The following is a 16,089-nucleotide window of genomic DNA, read 5'->3' as shown; positions in this document are numbered from 1 at the left end:
GGCCCGGCTTTGGTGTTTGAACAGAACAGTGCGACGGTCATCGTGAGTAGTTGGCAGGCCAGGATGGATGCGGCTGGTGCGCTAGTGCTAAAGTATATGAATTAGAAAACCTTAGTTGAATTATGCCACCAGGTCCCTTCTCGGCGAATCGAATCCTGTGTCTTTAAGAAATTGCTCCCAGGGAAAGCCTTTACCGGGATCGACTTTGCGGTCCGGACTCAGATCGCTGTGGCGATCGATCTCTTTAATACTGTGTTTCTCTCTCCAACCCTGCACAAGCTCAACTCCCGCGTTATATTGCGCCGTGGTGAGATATTTCTTCTTCAGCGCATTGAGAAAAGTCGGGTAGGTATGAAGGCCGCCAACGAGGAACTCGACGCCGAGTGAGCCTGTGTTGAATCCTTTGGCGTGATAACCGCCCTGGTCGTCTCGCCGGCTCCGGATGACAACGCCACTGGGTGTGACGAACGCGTGCGCGGAAAGCCCTAGCTTACGAAGCCACTCAACCGCAGAGTAGTCGTCAGGTTCCGTGTCAATGAACTCAGCCATTGCATGAATCACGATCCGAGATGGGGATTGGCCTTGGTTCCCAGCTTCAAGTGGTATTTGTGCTTCATTCATACGTTACCTCCAAAATGGTGATAGGATATTTAGTAAAAAATGACAATTCTAAGCCGATAATTGCCATAATTTTGTGTTGGAAATTATTTTGAAAACCCATTGAAGTAGTTTCACGGAGAGGCCTACAACCAAAAGATCGGCAATTGAAAAAAATAAGTCAAGTAAATTTCTAATACAACTCATACTTCGCCAGCCGTCCATCGAGGCCGCTATTGGAGAGGATCTTCTTCCAGGATGGTTTCAGCCCGATATTTTTGATGTACTGCCGCTCACCAAAATAAATATAGGCGGTGGAGCCGCTGCAGCGCTGTTTCAGGAAATCGCCAAATCTTTTATAGAAATCAGAAAGGTCCACATTCTGGCCCATTCTGATCCCATAAGGCGGGTTGCAGATGATGGTTTTTTCTTTGATTTCTTCAATATCAAAAACATCTTGCTGTTCAATCTTGATGACATTCTCCTTGTCAATTACCGAGCAATTTTGCGCTGAAGACTTAACAGCTTCCAAAGAAATATCGCTGCCTGCAATGATATTTTTTGAAATGGGTTCGATCTTTTGCATCCCCTCTTGTTTGACCTGCTTCCACAGCGAAGCATTGAAATCGGGCAGATTTTGAAATCCGAATTTCCGGCGCAGAATAGCTGGCGGGGTTTTGGAAGCAGAAAGATAACCTTCACAAAGCAAGGTCCCCGAGCCGCAGAAGGGATCGCACAAAGGTACCCTGCCGTCCCATTCTGAGAATTTAATAATTGCGGCTGCTAAGGTCTCAATCATGGGGGCCTCAACTGATTTCTGGCGGTAGCCGCGCCGATGCAATGAACCGCCGGAGGCATCGAGACTAATCGTCGCTTGATCATTCTCAATATGCAAGTTGAACCAAACATCCGGATTTCTGGTATCGATTGAAGGGCGCTGCCCGGTCTGCGCGCGAAAGGTGTCGACAACGGCGTCTTTCAAACGAAGCGCCGCAAACTTTGAGTGCCGCATCGCGCTGTGAGAAACGCTTGCAAAAACTGCAAAGGTTTGTGACGGTTTCAGAAAATCCTGCCAGTGGATCTCTGACGCCCTTTTGTATAAAACTTTATCGGTGTGACACTTAAAGGATAGCAACGGCGCAAGCACGCGGCTGAGCAGACGGGAATGGAAGTTGACGGAGTAAAGGACTGCGGGAGAGGCATTGAAATAAATACCCCTGTAAGCCTGTGATATCTCAATTGCACCCAGAGATTGCAGCTCATCTTCCGCAATGTCTTTTATGTCATCCGCAACCTGGGCAAAATAGCGGTTTGTTTTCTGGTAGTCGTAGGTCATGAATTCAGCCGATCAAATAGTGGACGGCATGAACACATCCTACTTTGACTGTGCAGAAAAGAAATCAAGAATTTTTGAGAGAGCAGGTATTCTATATTCGTCCTTTTCTATAAAAAGCTCATGATAGGCGCCTTCGATGACAAAGGGAGAGCCGCCATCACATTCATTTTGTCCCCCCAACTTCAAGTTTTCACAGAATTCATTCTGGCCCTCGGGGGTTACGGCTGTATCTTCTCCAGCTTGTAAGACTAACACCGGGATAGTTACTTTAGCGGCGTTTTCCCGGGCGTCTTTTGCTGCGTCGCAAGCATAGGCAACCCAGTGGCTTGTTGTCCCTCCTATTTTTACTTCTTCGTTAACTTCATATATATTTCGAAATCTTTCATATCGGATTTCACTATGAGTTAGTTTGTTATCTTTGAAAGGCGTATTATTATAATCTTTCCCTCCGACAACGTATCTAGGTTCTATCCCGAACAGCCAAATAAAAAAATCTCTAATTCTGCTCGTGACCTTCACTGCACCACACACAATCTCGTCTGAATGAAAGATAGCTGTTGATGGCTCAAGCATTGGGGATGATAAAGCAGCCGCATCAAAATCGTTGGGATACTTTTCAATATATAAGGCAGCTATTCCTCCCCCCATCGAATGAGCCAATAGAAATTTTTTGCTGTGCTCATTCTTGGATACAACTTCTTCGTAAAACGTTTTTAAATCACTAACGTAATCATCAAAATCCCAAACATGTCCCATTTGGCGGTTTTCTGTCATTCTTCCGGAGAATCCTTGTCCGCGATGATCGTGAATATAAACTGAGTAGCCCTGTTGACCAAGATCATAAGCAAGTTCTTTATATTTAATGTAGCTTTCCGTACGACCGTTCGAGATAACAACTGCTCCTCTTTCATCGTCTTTAAGAATTGCTACATACTTTATTTTGAGGTCATCGACTCCCAGGAAACTTCCCTCTTGCCTGCTCTCCCAATTGGCATTTATTTTTTTCACGGTTTGCGGGTCCTGCAAGTCCGCTTCGGTAGTTAACCCGGTGTGATCAGAGTGACCTGAAGACTCGCTTGCGGTACTAAAGAGAAATAGTAGCAGCAAAGATAATCCGGATTTTAATATTTTCTCGTAATGATTGGACATTTTCTTTCCCTCCTCATGGTTAAAATATTAAAATATCTTTGTGACATGGACTCGATAACGCCTAACAGTAGTATTACACCTACCTTTTTAAAACTGTTTGGCATCCTATTGTTTTCGATAGGGATCAAGAAGTATTTATTACTTTTAACGCGTTCGCCAAATCTTTGACTTCAAAAGGCTTCGGCAACACGGCCTTAAAGCCGTGTTTTTTAAAATCCGACATAACTGGATGCGTAGCGTAACCACTGGACACAATTGCTTTTGCATCAGGATCAAACGCCAGCAATTTTTCGATCGCCTGGGCTCCGCCTAAGCCCCCCCGAACAGTCAAATCGATAATGACGGCATCAAAGGTCTTACCTGATTCTTTGCTCTTTTTGTACACCTCAATCATTTCTAAACCGTCCTTTGTAACTTCAACGCTATAGCCAAAACGTTTGAGTAATCTGCTCAGAAAATCTCTAACCGGTTTTTCGTCATCCATTACCAAAACGCTTCCTGTACCAACAAAAGCTTCTGGCTTCACGGCTTTTTTCGAAACCTTTACCGGATCGCAAGCCGGTAAAAAGATATGAAACGTCGACCCAGTTCCCAATTCAGAGTCCACCATAAAAAAGCCATCATGATTCTTAACGATGGAATAAGAGGTTGCCAGCCCCAGACCGCTGCCATTTTGTTTAGTTGAGAAATACGGGTCAAATATTTTTTGCAGGTGTTCGGTAGAAATACCTACTCCGTCGTCCTTTACGGAGATTTCGACATGGTGCGAATTCTTTTGAGGCGGCCCGGAATCTGAGTGTTCCATCCCAACTACATTTTCCGCATTTACTTCGATAATACCGCCCTCCGGCATGGCCTGTTTGGCGTTGATAACGACATTATTGATGACTTGACTAATCTGGCCTTCGTCGATTTCGGTCGACCAGAGTTTTTTAGCAATCTTAAACTCGCAGCGAACGTTTGAGCCTCGCAAGGCAAAGTCGACGGAGTCTTTCAACAAATTATCAATTGAAACGATTTTCTTAATGGGAACGCCTCCCTTTGAAAAAGTTATCAACTGCTGGGTTAAGCCTTTGGCCTGCAAACAAGCCTTCTCAGCTTGAGTTAAAATATTATCAATTTCTTTTTTATCAAAATTATCCAGTTCTAATTTGGCAATGGAAGTGTTGCCCAAAATTGCCGTTAGAATATTATTGAAATCATGGGCAATTCCACCGGCCAGAACGCCAAGCGATTCGAGCTTTTGTGCTTTCAGAAGTTCTTTTTCTGCCTGCTTTTGTTTTGTGATATCAACAGCAATCATCACTAAATTTTTTAATTCACCTTTTTCATCAAATATAGGCGTTAATGTTGAAGAGACACAGAACTCTTTGCCGTCTTTTGAAATTTCGTTTGATTCAAAAGTATTGGATAGGTTTATTCGAATACTTCTATCCAGAATCTCGGCAATATTCGGATGTGAACTAATTTGTGCGATTTTACTCCCTTTTGTTTTTTTTAATTCCTCAAGAGAATAACCGTACATGTTTGTAAAGCCAACATTCAGCCATTCTATCTTGCCATCTGCATCTGCGATTATTACCGCATTGTCCGTTTCACTCGCAACAAGGGAAAGTTTTTGCAACTCGAGATTGATTCCTTCAATTTTCTCCTTTTCTTTGATAAGTTCTTTGGTGCGCACATTAACCAGTTCCTCCAAAACGTTTCTTTGTTTTTCTAATGTTCTGGTTCGTAGTTTAATGAAACCATAAATAATACTTGTTCCCATTATAAAACTTAGGAATTGGAACCACCCTGTTCGCCAAAAAGGAGGGGTTATTTCAAAACTATATGATGTTGGATGCCGATTCCAGACATTTTCATTGTTGCAAGCTTTTACTTTAAAGGTGTATTCTCCGGGAGGTAATTTTGCATAGGTCGCGTATTTTTGCTCTATGACAGGACTCCAGTCTTTATCCAATCCCTCTAGTTTATATTGATATCTCACCTTTTCTGGGATGGTTAAACTCACCCCGAAAAAATCGAATGTTAAATAATTTTTGTTGTGTGGTAATTTTAAATTAATAGGTAAATGGGTCTTTTGGTCGAGACTATCAGTAAATAAAGACCAGTCAACTTCTTTAAAAGAGAGGCGCAAATTTGTTATGTGGGTGAGAGGTGCCAGGGTATTGGGCTTGTATTGCTGTTGAGAGTATTGGTTGACGCCTTTTACCGTGCCAAACCAAAGGTTGCTTTCACTATCTTTATAGACAGCGCCATGATTACATTCTACCCCAGCAAAGCCGTCTAATTGATTATAATGCTTAAAAAGCTTTTTTCCTGTTCGATTATACTCTTTAATATCTAGTTTACTAACACCCTTATTTGTACCTATCCAGAGATCGCCAAAGTCGTCGAAAATCATCAAAAATACAGAATCGTCGATTAATCCCTGTTCGGTGGTAAAATACTCAAACGAACCGAACTCGTCATTCTCAGGAACAGTGTATTTTGTTACGCCACCATTAAACGTACCAAACCAGAGATTACCGTCTGCATCCTCCAAAATTGTACTCACGGAATTATCACTTAAGCCCTGTTTCGTGGTAAAATTAGTAAATGTATTCCCATCATACTTCTTTGCACCCTCCTCTGTACCGAACCACATGTTTCCTTTATGGTCCTGAAAAATAACATTGACGGTACTATAGCTTAGGCTGTCTTTTTCAGGAAAGTTTATAAACTTGTGGCGATCAAATTTACTGACGCCGCCAAATTGCGTGCCAAACCAAAGATTACCATCTTTGTCTTCGAAAATCGCAATTATTGTATTGCCGGCGAGACCATCTTTTTTAGTGTATGTGGTAAATGTTTTCCCATCATATTGACTAAGTCCATTCTCGGTGCCAAACCAAAGATGCCCTTCATTATCCTGTAAAATTGAATAAACAATATTATCTGCTAATCCATCTTTTTTTGAGTAACTGATAAATTTATTCCCATCATATTTATTGAGGCCATCGTCTGTCCCAAACCAAAAACTACCATCTTGATCCTGCATAACGGACCAGACGGTGTTATTGCTCAATCCATCTTTTTTGGAAAAGTTAATGAATCTTCTCTGTCTATATTTTTTTAAACCCTCATCAGTGCCAAACCAAAGATTCTCTTCACGATCTTCTAATATACTCCATAGAGTCCTATTGCTTAAACCATCTTTTTCAGTGAAATGGGTAAAGGTTTTGCCATCATATTTACTAACGCCTTTGTCAGTGGCAAACCAGAGGTTTCTTTGGCGATCTTCAGCAATCCAGGTTACATTATTGCTAATTAATCCATCCTTTTTCGTTAAGTTCCTAAAAGTTGTTCTGTTAGATTCTTCAGCCTCGCTCAGCGCCTGCTCTGAACTTGTCGAAAGAATAAGCTTGCTCGCGCCTCCACCTTCCGTGCCAAACCAAAGATTTCCCTCGTGATCTTGCATAATGCTCCAGATGCTATTGTTGGCTAAGCCGTCCTTTTCAGTCAAGATCGTAAAAACTTTTCCGTTGTACCTGGTTACACCTTCTTCTGTAGCAAACCATAGATTTCCTTCTCGATCTTTTAAAGCCCAATTTACGTAATTGCTACTTAAGCCATCCTTTTTAGTGAAAATAGTATGACTTTTGCCATCGTATTTGCTGATGCCTCCTCCGTGGGTGGCGAACCAAATGTTTCCCTCTCGGTCGTCCAGAATGCACCAGACATTATTGTAAGGTAAGCCGTCTTTTTTTGTAAAATTAGTGAATATTTTGCCATCATATTTACTAGCACCTTTTTCCGTACCAATCCAGAGATTGCCTTGCGAATCCTCTGAAATTACATTCACTACATTAGAAATCAGACCATCCTGTGTTGAGAAGTTGGTCACTGTAAAGCCATCAAATTTACTTAATCCTCCGCCATTTGTACCAACCCAAATATATCCTTTACTATCCTGAAAAACATCATAGACTTGCGACTGCCCAAAACCATCTTCTACAGAATATGTCTCAAAAAGATTTTGGCTTAAACTTACTGCCGGTAATAACAAAAATAATATTATTTTAATGTGCATAAATTTCAATAACTTTGAAGTCGAAAAAGTCGACGATCCGAAGGTCTGATAAATCTTGAAAGTTTGTAGAAGTATCTGAGATGATTAGCTTGGTTTGATCCCCATGACAGGAGGTCCCTGAGTTTTATCTTTGAGAACGCAGTCCTCTTTAATCAAAATAATAAAAATGGCGCAAATTAATCAAGAAAAAAGAACGCTGTACTAAAAAAAGATTTATTTGGATTTTAAATTCAAAGCTCATCCGAATAGACCGCTGGCGCCCGGTCACGCAGGTTGTACTGCGACGCCATGACCTCCGTGTAAGCGCCGGTGCTGCGAATGGCAAACAGGTCGCCGCGCTGGGTTTTCGGGAGCGTGACCGCTTTCCCAAAGCAATCGGCAGATTCACAGATGGGACCGACGACATCGTATTTTTCTTCGCTGGCGGCGCTGATCAGGTTTTCGATTTTGTGATAGGATTGGTAGAGCGCCGGCCGGATGAGCTCGGTCATGCCGGCGTCGAGAATGGCGAAGTTGGTGTGCACACCGGTTTTAACATAAGTCACCCGGCTGATTAAACTGCCGCACTGTCCCACCAGGGCTCTGCCCAATTCAAAGTACACATTTTGGTTCGGCAGCGGTTCAAGGAATTGCCGGAATACATGAAAGTAGCTTTCAAAATCCGGGCAGGCTTGTTCGTCCGGGTGGTGGTAATCGATTCCGAGGCCGCCGCCAACGTTGACATGCTCGATTGCAACATGATGCTCTTTGAGCCAGTGCTGCAGGGTGTTTACCCGCAAACAGAGCCCCTTAAAAACCTGCAAATCGGTCACCTGCGAGCCAATATGAAAATGCAGTCCGATTAGGTTTACGCGTTTTAGACGCTTTACAAGAGAAAGCGCTTCCTCCAAATCTTCAAAATAAATGCCGAATTTGTTTTCCTCCAAACCGGTGGTGATGTAGTGATGGGTCTTTGCATCCAGGTCAGGATTGATTCGCAGGGCAATGGGCGCGGTGGTGGTCATCTCCCCGGCAAGTTGATCGAGCACTTCCATCTCCGGCAGGGACTCACAATTGAAGCAGTGAATCCGGTTTTGCAGGGCGAGCCGGATCTCTTTATCCGTTTTACCGACCCCGGCAAAGACAATCTCTTCGGGAGCAAAGCCGATTTGCAGGGCTTTAGCGATTTCGTTTCCACTGACACAGTCGGCACCAAACCCGTGGTCCTTTATAATCTGCAAAATTCGGTCGTTGCTGTTGGCTTTCAGGGCGTAATGGATTTTATAACCGTGGTCATCAGCAATCTTTTTAGCCCGGCTTAGGGTCTGTTCCAAGAGTTGGAGGTCGTAGTAATAGAACGGGGTTTCTAACGACTGGAATTTTTGAATTAGGTTTGGGTTAAACATTGATTGTCTTTAGTTTTACTTATTTTTCTGTTCAGGAGTGCGAAAATCAGTTCCGATTTCGTTAATTAAAAAAATACCGTCATGAAGTCAGAACGTCTTTTTGCGCTATCATAAAAAAACGTTCGTTACGGCTCACTGATTTTTTCAATCTCTTCTTAAAGGGGCATTAATTTAAACCTCAAACACCAAATAACCCCTTGTGCAGTGCATTCAACGCCTCAACTTTCAGATCGCTCTGAACCAGCAGGGAAATGTTGTGCCGGCTGCCGCCATAACAGATCATCCGTATAGGAATTTCTTTCAACGCCTCAAGTACTTGCAGGGCAAAGCCCTTACTTTCCGCAACGAAATCACCGACAACGCAGATGATCGCTTGATCGTGATCGATTTCTACAGTGCCAAACTCCTCTAACTCTTTCTTAATAGATTCGAGATACGTTGAGTCGTCGATGGTCAGCGAGACCGCGACCTCGGACGTAGAAATCATGTCGATTGGTGTTTTGTAGCGCTCGAAGACTTCGAAAACGCGGCGCAAAAATCCATAAGCCAGTAACATCCGGGAGGACTTTATCTTAATCGCCATGATTCCGTCCTTTGCAGCTACAGCTTTGATTTGGCCTGTCTTATCTTGCTGCCCGGTAATCAAAGTCCCGGGCGCTTCCGGTTTCATGGTATTCAAGAGCCGTACCGGAATGTCAAATTTTCGAGCGGGCCCAATACTGGAAGGGTGGAGGATTTTGGCGCCAAAATAGGCCAGCTCCGCAGCTTCATCGAAGGAGAGCTGTTGGATCGATTCAGTGTTTTTGACGTAGCGGGGATCGTTGTTGTGCATGCCGTCGATGTCGGTCCATATTTGGATTTCATCGCACTGAATGGCAGCGCCGATCAGAGAAGCGGAAGTATCGCTGCCGCCTCGTTTCAAATTGTCGATTTCTCCAAAAGCATTGCGGCAGATATACCCCTGTGTAATAAAAAGCCGGCTGCCGGGGTGTTTGGCAAGCTCGGTTTTCAGGTTGGTTTTAACATATTCCGGATTTGGTTCGCCCTTTTCATCGAGGCGCATAAAATCAAGCGCCGGCAGCAAAACGGACTGGACCTTGCATTCCTCCAGATAGAATTGCAAGAGACTGCTGGAGATCAGCTCTCCCTGGGCGAGAATCGTGCGCTGCTCGTGAGATGTAAACATATCCAGCGTAAAACTGCGGATGTGCTCAAAGTGTGAGTCGATAAGCTCATTTCCTTTAGCACGATAAGAATCTGTAGAGAAAAGGGACTCGACAAATTGGTGATACTCAGTTTGGAAGGTTTCGATCTTTTTAACAGCAAGCTCACGTTTTTGGGTAATGAGCAGCCGGCAAATTTCGGATAGCTTGTCTGTGGTATTAGCCACAGCTGAAAGGACAACAATGGCCTCGCGATCTTTTAGCAAACCGGCCACATGACGCATCCTTTCCGGTGTGCCGATCGATGTGCCGCCGAATTTAAGAACGTTCATTTTCCGGGTCCAATACTAAAAGTAAGGCTGCGGAAAAAATAGTCATTTGCGTGTTTTCCTGGTAATACTTTCATAAAAATGTAAAAATATCTCAAATTAGTCAAGCTAAAAGTACCTGTGAGGCAAAATCTTGATGAAGGGAAAAGTCAAACACTACCATTTTAAAAGACGCGCCGATCAGGTAAGAACTCTCAGACCAATTGCCAGGTTTGCATTTTAAAAAGACTGTGAATAAGTATTTCAGGAAAAAGGTAAAAAAAGGCGGGCTTGATGATTGTATTAACGGTATCAAGCGTTTGTAGCAGATCGATGGAAAAGGTGCCTATTTTTCGATATGTTTGAACTCAACCCGGCGATTTTTGAGCCAGGCTTTTCTGGAATGATCGGGATCGAGAGGACGGTCTTCGCCGTAACCCTGCGCAATAATACGTTTGGAATCGATACCCAGGGAAACCAAATAACTTTTTACACTTTGGGCTCTCCAGAGCGAAAGATACATGTTATATTCTTCCGGCCCCTGGCTGTCGGTATGACCGGCGATCTCAAACTTCTCGGCGGGGGTGTCATGGAGAATTTTAGAAATGTCGTTTAGCCACTCCTTGCTGGAATCTGTTAGTTGATAGCTATCAAAAGCGAAAGCTACCTTTCTTGAAGTAATCAGGATCAAGTCGATGTTCTTTTCCGGGATGGTGATCCTTTCAAGGATCCAATTATTTGCCTCGTCTGCTTCATCAACAAGGTCGTCTTTGTCAATAACTGCAAGAATGTATGGTCTCTCTTCTTCGCAAGGAATTTCAATGGTTGCACTCTCATTGGGCTCTAACTTTGGTACGGTCACATTCTTGAGGATCCTGAGTATATTGGAAAAATCGTGTCCGTTTTTAGGAACAGGTCCTAAAGAAGAAAAATGCGAGTTGATTAAATCCAATTTTAACTCTTCGGGAATTTGCTTCGAATCGTAACTTGTAACCGCAAAATTTCCGGAAGGCTGACCGCCCTGGTTTGTATAAGTAATTTCCGCGGTATTAATTTTCTGCGCCGGCCGGTTATCCTCAAGAAGGCTTATTTCGACCCGGCGATTTTTTGTCCACGCTTTTGGCGAGTTCGCTGATGCAAGCGGTTTAGAATCTCCATATCCCACAGCTTCTAAGCGACTGGCATCGATTCCCTGCCCTACCAAGGCTCTAACAACCTTTTCTGCACGCCGTTGAGAAAGCACTTGATTATACTTTCTCCGGTAATTCGGTAGCTGCGGGCCGGTTTTATCGGTGTGACCGCTGATCTCAAACGAAACATGCGGATATTTTTTAACAAAGTCGACCCATTGCCAGAAAGTACTTTCTGATTTTTCATCAAGAGTTGAACTGTCCGACGCAAAAAAGATCCTGGGTAAATTAACTATTAAAGAAGGTTGCGGAACAGTTTTTATCGTCATGTCAATTTTGATCGTCAGATCCGGCTTCCTGGATTCCTGGGTAAATAAGTCCACTTCAACATGGAGCGCCGCAATGTGACTTCCGGATTTTTCAGCGAACCGAACATGATGATTCAGGTCATAGGCCATAGCTGTCCAGAAATAATCACCCTGCATGATCCCCGGTTGAAGAGTGTAATCAACTTGCATCTGTTTTTCATCCACCGAAAATGTCGAATCGACAACCGTCAGAAAATCGTTATATTCCTCATAGATGCCGTTGTCGTTTTTCCCCTCGTTAACCATGCTGACGGTCTGGATACCATGTGAAGCGCTTCTCTGGGTAATGAATGTGCTTTGAATAAATTGAAAAATGTCAACTTTGTTAGCTTTTGTCTTTTTAATAAGTTGATCTAATTCGAGGCTGTCATTTGCAACCAGGACCAAATAGGCCACTTCATCATACAAGTCCGGGTCTCTAGTCGCTTGCCACGAGAGCTTGATGAATTCACTGCTTTGAAAGGTCTTTTGAGCCGTATTTACAAACTCAAATTTTTCCGGCACAATCGGTTGATGTGTGATGCTGCCCCGATACACCGGAGCAAAAAATTCATTGCCGTCGAGGACTCCCATGTCCATGCGCAGCGAAGTGTTTTTTGGCGCAATACTTCTTAGCGGAGCCAGCATGTAATCATCGAGGCGGACACTCAAACCAACGGAAAGTTTACTCAATAAATTATCGTCGAAATTATAACCGCCGCGCAGGTCGAATAACCGGCCAAAGCTTTTTCCAAATGGACTGAACAAATTGGTCACTTCAGCGCCAAAACTGAAACGGTTGTCCTCATCACGGACCCTTTTGTAATCTGCCGCGAGTTGTAGCTGCAGGCCGTCATGGGTTCCTAAATTAAGCGCCAGACCGGCACGCAGGGTTCTTGGCAGCGGGGTCGCCGAGTTTAAGAACTTCATCGAAGTCCCGAGATGATTGGCGGAAACTCCAGCTGATAAAATTCCATAATCAAAGAATCCACCCGGCTGGCTTAAACGAAATCTCGGCGTCCGGTAAATTAAGCCAACATCAAGGGCAAGGGCATTAGCACTGAATTGCGCTAACTCACTGCGAAAATATTTGATATTCAAGCCAAATGCGATGTTTCTGGAAAGCACACTGATTGGGCTGCCCAGGCTGGCGGCCACTAAAATATCTTTGGCGGACGCAGGTGCTGCAGCGCCGCGTGAGCTGTCAAATTCCCGAATCCCCTGGTAATGAATTCCCAGGGCAAAATTTGCACGATCGCTCCACGGCGACCGCAGACGAACTTGTCTGCCGTAAACCAAAGAGGCGTTAAAAATATCTGCAATCCATTCGGTATAACTTGCCGACCACTGCCATTCCCTTAGAAAGCCGACAGCGCCCGGATTCGCATAAAGGGCGTAGGTTTCGTCGATGGCGCCGGTGAGGCTACCGGCAAGGCCTTGCTGCCTTGCGCCCGGAAGTACCTTTAAAAAAGCCGCTCCCGACTGGGTTTGACCATTCAGCTGAGCCGGGAAAAAGGTGCTCGCTGCCGCCACCCACAAGGTTACAGCTAAAAATAAAATAGATTTTTGTGAGCCAAAAAATTTCATTGTACTACAATTACTTTCACCCAAGAAACCAAAGTCCCCGAACGGAGTGTGATGATGTAAACTCCGCTTCCTGCTTTTTTGCCGTTGCTAATCGTACCGTTCCACAAGTAGGTATTTGAGCCTGCATTAAAATTCTGTTCTACCAGCGTGGAGAGATGGTAGCCGGTGGTGTCGTATAAATCCAAACGTGCCGTCCTGCTGGTGCTCAATTGAAAAATGACTTGCAACGGTGAAGCGTTGTCGGGCATGAACACGTTACGATCCAGGTAAACACCATCATTCGGCGGCAATACCATGACCCTGACATCCGCACTGTTATTTGCTGAATTAAAATCGTCGACTGCGGCCACCGAACCGGTATTGATAATTTCCAGAGGATTCGTCAGCGTCAGTTCATCCACTCGCGTGCCGATTGTGATCTCAAAGGTTTCTCCAACCCGGAGTGAATCAACCCGCCAGATCAGAGTATCTTGCTTTATTGAGCTGGGTTGAGGATTGACATCCGAAAAGGTGACAAATTCCGGTTTCACGTCCCAAATCATGATGTCTTTGGCAGTATCCGGCCCGTGGTTGATCACGTTAAGTGAATAGTCGAAACTTGTTTTCGGTCTTAAAGTGTCCGCACTTGCTGATTTTGTTATTTCCAGATCATAGCTGATTGGAATAATAGTGACAAGTGCATTCGCGGTATTGTTGGCTAAATTAGATTCGTCCGGTGCAGTCACGGAAGCTGTGTTGATAATTTGAAACGGCAGCGACGGAGGTGTGGGTTCTATTCTCGCACCTAAAGTTATCTGAATTGAATCACCAACCGCCAGGGAGTCAAATTGCCAAAACAGTGTATCCTGACTCGTCGAACTTGGCTGCAAACTGAAATCAACAATAGAAACGAAGCCGGGTAAGACGTCGCGTAGTCTAATATCAGTTGCGGGATCCGGCCCATGGTTTACTATTTTTAAAACGTAAGAAAACCCACCACCTATTTGAACACTATCCAAATCAGCCGATTTCGTTAACTCAAGGTCGTAGCGCATCGGGACTGCCATCACTACAGCTGTTGCAGTACTGTTGGCCGCGTTAACCTCCTGAGGCGCTGTCACCTGGGCTGTGTTGGTGAGCTGAGACGGAAGCACCGGGATCGTGTCTTCAATTCTGGCGTCGAAACTAATCTCTACTGAATCTCCAACTGCCAGGGAATCGAATTGCCAAAAGAGCGTGTCCTGACTAATCGAGTTTGGCTGAAGAGAAAAGTCATGAATGGATATGAAACCCGGAAGCACATCCGTGAGGATAATGTCGTTTGCAGGGTCGGGACCGTTGTTTACTATTTTAAGGTTGTAAGAAAAACTCTCTCCAACCTGAGCGCTATCTTGACTCGCCGATTTGGTCAGCTCCAAATCGTACTCAATGGGAGGCAAGCCGATGACTGTCGTCGCCGCAAAATTATTGCTCAGAGTGGTATCGCAACTTGCTGTCAACCGGCTGAGATTGACCAGGTCAAATGGCGTGACCGGCGGCGTCTGCGAAAACCTGACTGTGAATTCAATATCGATGGCCTGGGCGGTCTGTAGTGAATCGAAGTGCCAGAACAAAGAATCTGCCGTTACCCGGTCCGGCGCATTCAAAATGAACTGCTCAGGAGTGACAAACGTCGGAAGTGCATTCCACAGGTTAATGTTGTGCACGGTTGCCGAACCGTTGTTCACAATGTTGAGGTTGTATGAATAAGTTGCATCGGGCCGGACTGAACCCTGACTTGCACTTTGAGTCAGGCCCAGGTCGAAGGTGTCGTCTACTTCTTCTATAATGAGTTCTTTCAAGTGCACACTTTCAGCGCTGCCAATGCTATCCCCTCTAACCAAGTCCGGGAAAAGATGGTCGACCAATGATAGGTGATTTAACAAAATGATATTCTCCCCCGAGTTGAGAAAATAAACCCCGGCGTTGCTTTTTACAATGCCTGCGCTGTCAAGCGTATCATCTAAAATGATTTTGTAAGGCCCGGCATTTGGATCACATGCCGGTGTACAGTTAGAACCGCCTTCATCACAGACAGTCAAAAAGTAACTTTCGTTGAATTGACCCAGGCTTTGCAAAACCGTTGCATAGATGCGGTAGTGCCCTGCCTCAGTCACGGTCACGCAAGCGGCGGGATTACTCTCTCCCATAATAATATGAAGGGCAACAACCACATCTGGCACAATTGCCAGCGTGTCGACCGGTCCGGTTAGAACAACGGGATTGTCACAAATATTTTGGGCAAAGGAATCGCGGGATTGACTCGTCAGGGCAAGAATTAAAAAGCCAAAAAGGAGGCTTCTTAAGTAAAAACTAAAAATTGTGGCAGGCTTAGCCATTTTATCATTTGAAGCAGTTGTTTATGCCAATGGCTCTAAAGTGTATTTCCCCAATCACTTTTTTTTCTTTTTCGGGCAATATTCTTAATTCATGAGAATAGTTACCTTCATTTAATATACATTGCAGAACAATAAATGACAAAAAAAATGCAAAAATGCAACATTTTGTTTAGGGAAAGTTATGATATTATCTTTGAACTTTTGCATTTATAGCAAAAATTTGCCATGTTTTTTGGAAGATTGTTGTGAAATGTGAGACCTGCCCTTCCCCAGCGCACCCTGTTGAGAGGCACGTTTCACATCTCACGTTTTCACGTTTGCCAGTGCGGCTTCGCCGCGCTGGGAGGGTAGGACATTTTTACCGGACTTTAATTGGAATGATAGATTTGCCGGACAATCCCGCTGAACCAGGGCGGTCTCTCCAATATCACGTAAATCAGAATTAAACCGATGATTGGCAATGGAATCACGGCATCTAAGAGTCCCAGGAGAATCAAAGAGAGCAGGGTTTTTGTTTTGATGTTCATAATGTTTGTTTTTTTAACCTACTAGTGGAGCGCTTTCGAAATAACGTTGCATGGTCGGTGTGATGTGTTCAGGTGTTAGAAGTGTTAGAGTGTTAAAGACTTTTCTTCCTAAGTTATTTTATTTAAAATAC

The 16,089-nt window shown here is 44.2% G+C and carries 9 protein-coding genes; all 9 read right to left on the bottom strand.

Features of this window, described 5'->3' with window-relative positions; translation table 11 throughout:
- Positions 1-120: 120 nt before the first annotated feature.
- On the bottom strand, positions 121-621 hold the full coding sequence (locus IH879_08430) for an N-acetylmuramoyl-L-alanine amidase (protein MCH7674964.1): 501 nt from the start codon (positions 619-621) through the stop codon (positions 121-123).
- A gap of 169 nt (positions 622-790) precedes the next feature.
- On the bottom strand, positions 791-1,933 hold the full coding sequence (locus tag IH879_08425; GenBank protein ID MCH7674963.1) for a class I SAM-dependent RNA methyltransferase: 1,143 nt from the start codon (positions 1,931-1,933) through the stop codon (positions 791-793).
- A gap of 39 nt (positions 1,934-1,972) precedes the next feature.
- Positions 1,973-3,082, bottom strand: coding sequence for an alpha/beta fold hydrolase (locus IH879_08420; GenBank protein ID MCH7674962.1), 1,110 nt, complete (start codon positions 3,080-3,082; stop codon positions 1,973-1,975).
- A gap of 124 nt (positions 3,083-3,206) precedes the next feature.
- Positions 3,207-7,154, bottom strand: coding sequence for a PAS domain S-box protein (locus tag IH879_08415; protein ID MCH7674961.1), 3,948 nt, complete (start codon positions 7,152-7,154; stop codon positions 3,207-3,209).
- A gap of 230 nt (positions 7,155-7,384) precedes the next feature.
- Entirely contained in the window at positions 7,385-8,539 is a 1,155-nt protein-coding gene (lysA, locus tag IH879_08410; GenBank protein MCH7674960.1) for a diaminopimelate decarboxylase, read from the bottom strand.
- Between the two features lie 178 nt (positions 8,540-8,717).
- On the bottom strand, positions 8,718-10,034 hold the full coding sequence (locus IH879_08405; protein ID MCH7674959.1) for an aspartate kinase: 1,317 nt from the start codon (positions 10,032-10,034) through the stop codon (positions 8,718-8,720).
- Between the two features lie 322 nt (positions 10,035-10,356).
- Positions 10,357-13,074, bottom strand: coding sequence for a PorV/PorQ family protein (locus IH879_08400; protein ID MCH7674958.1), 2,718 nt, complete (start codon positions 13,072-13,074; stop codon positions 10,357-10,359).
- Positions 13,071-15,431, bottom strand: coding sequence for a DUF11 domain-containing protein (locus IH879_08395; protein MCH7674957.1), 2,361 nt, complete (start codon positions 15,429-15,431; stop codon positions 13,071-13,073). The genes IH879_08400 and IH879_08395 overlap by 4 nt, the downstream gene beginning before the upstream one ends.
- Before the next feature lie 368 nt (positions 15,432-15,799).
- Positions 15,800-15,958, bottom strand: a complete 159-nt coding sequence (locus tag IH879_08390; protein ID MCH7674956.1) for a hypothetical protein — start codon at positions 15,956-15,958, stop codon at positions 15,800-15,802.
- Positions 15,959-16,089 lie beyond the last annotated feature (131 nt).

The sequence above is a fragment of the candidate division KSB1 bacterium genome (assembly GCA_022562085.1).
Lineage (GTDB): Bacteria > Zhuqueibacterota > Zhuqueibacteria > Oceanimicrobiales > Oceanimicrobiaceae > Oceanimicrobium.
This window is presented reverse-complemented; position numbering and strand designations above follow the sequence as displayed.

Bases quoted from the DNA above. Each gene is read 5' to 3' on its own strand.
- IH879_08400 (MCH7674958.1), bottom strand. From the start codon at position 13,074: ATGAAATTTTTTGGCTCACAAAAATCTATTTTATTTTTAGCTGTAACC.
- IH879_08425 (MCH7674963.1), bottom strand. From the start codon at position 1,933: ATGACCTACGACTACCAGAAAACAAACCGCTATTTTGCCCAGGTTGCG.
- lysA (MCH7674960.1), bottom strand. From the start codon at position 8,539: ATGTTTAACCCAAACCTAATTCAAAAATTCCAGTCGTTAGAAACCCCG.
- IH879_08390 (MCH7674956.1), bottom strand. From the start codon at position 15,958: ATGAACATCAAAACAAAAACCCTGCTCTCTTTGATTCTCCTGGGACTC.
- IH879_08405 (MCH7674959.1), bottom strand. From the start codon at position 10,034: ATGAACGTTCTTAAATTCGGCGGCACATCGATCGGCACACCGGAAAGG.
- IH879_08415 (MCH7674961.1), bottom strand. From the start codon at position 7,154: ATGCACATTAAAATAATATTATTTTTGTTATTACCGGCAGTAAGTTTA.
- IH879_08420 (MCH7674962.1), bottom strand. From the start codon at position 3,082: ATGTCCAATCATTACGAGAAAATATTAAAATCCGGATTATCTTTGCTG.
- IH879_08395 (MCH7674957.1), bottom strand. From the start codon at position 15,431: ATGGCTAAGCCTGCCACAATTTTTAGTTTTTACTTAAGAAGCCTCCTT.
- IH879_08430 (MCH7674964.1), bottom strand. From the start codon at position 621: ATGAATGAAGCACAAATACCACTTGAAGCTGGGAACCAAGGCCAATCC.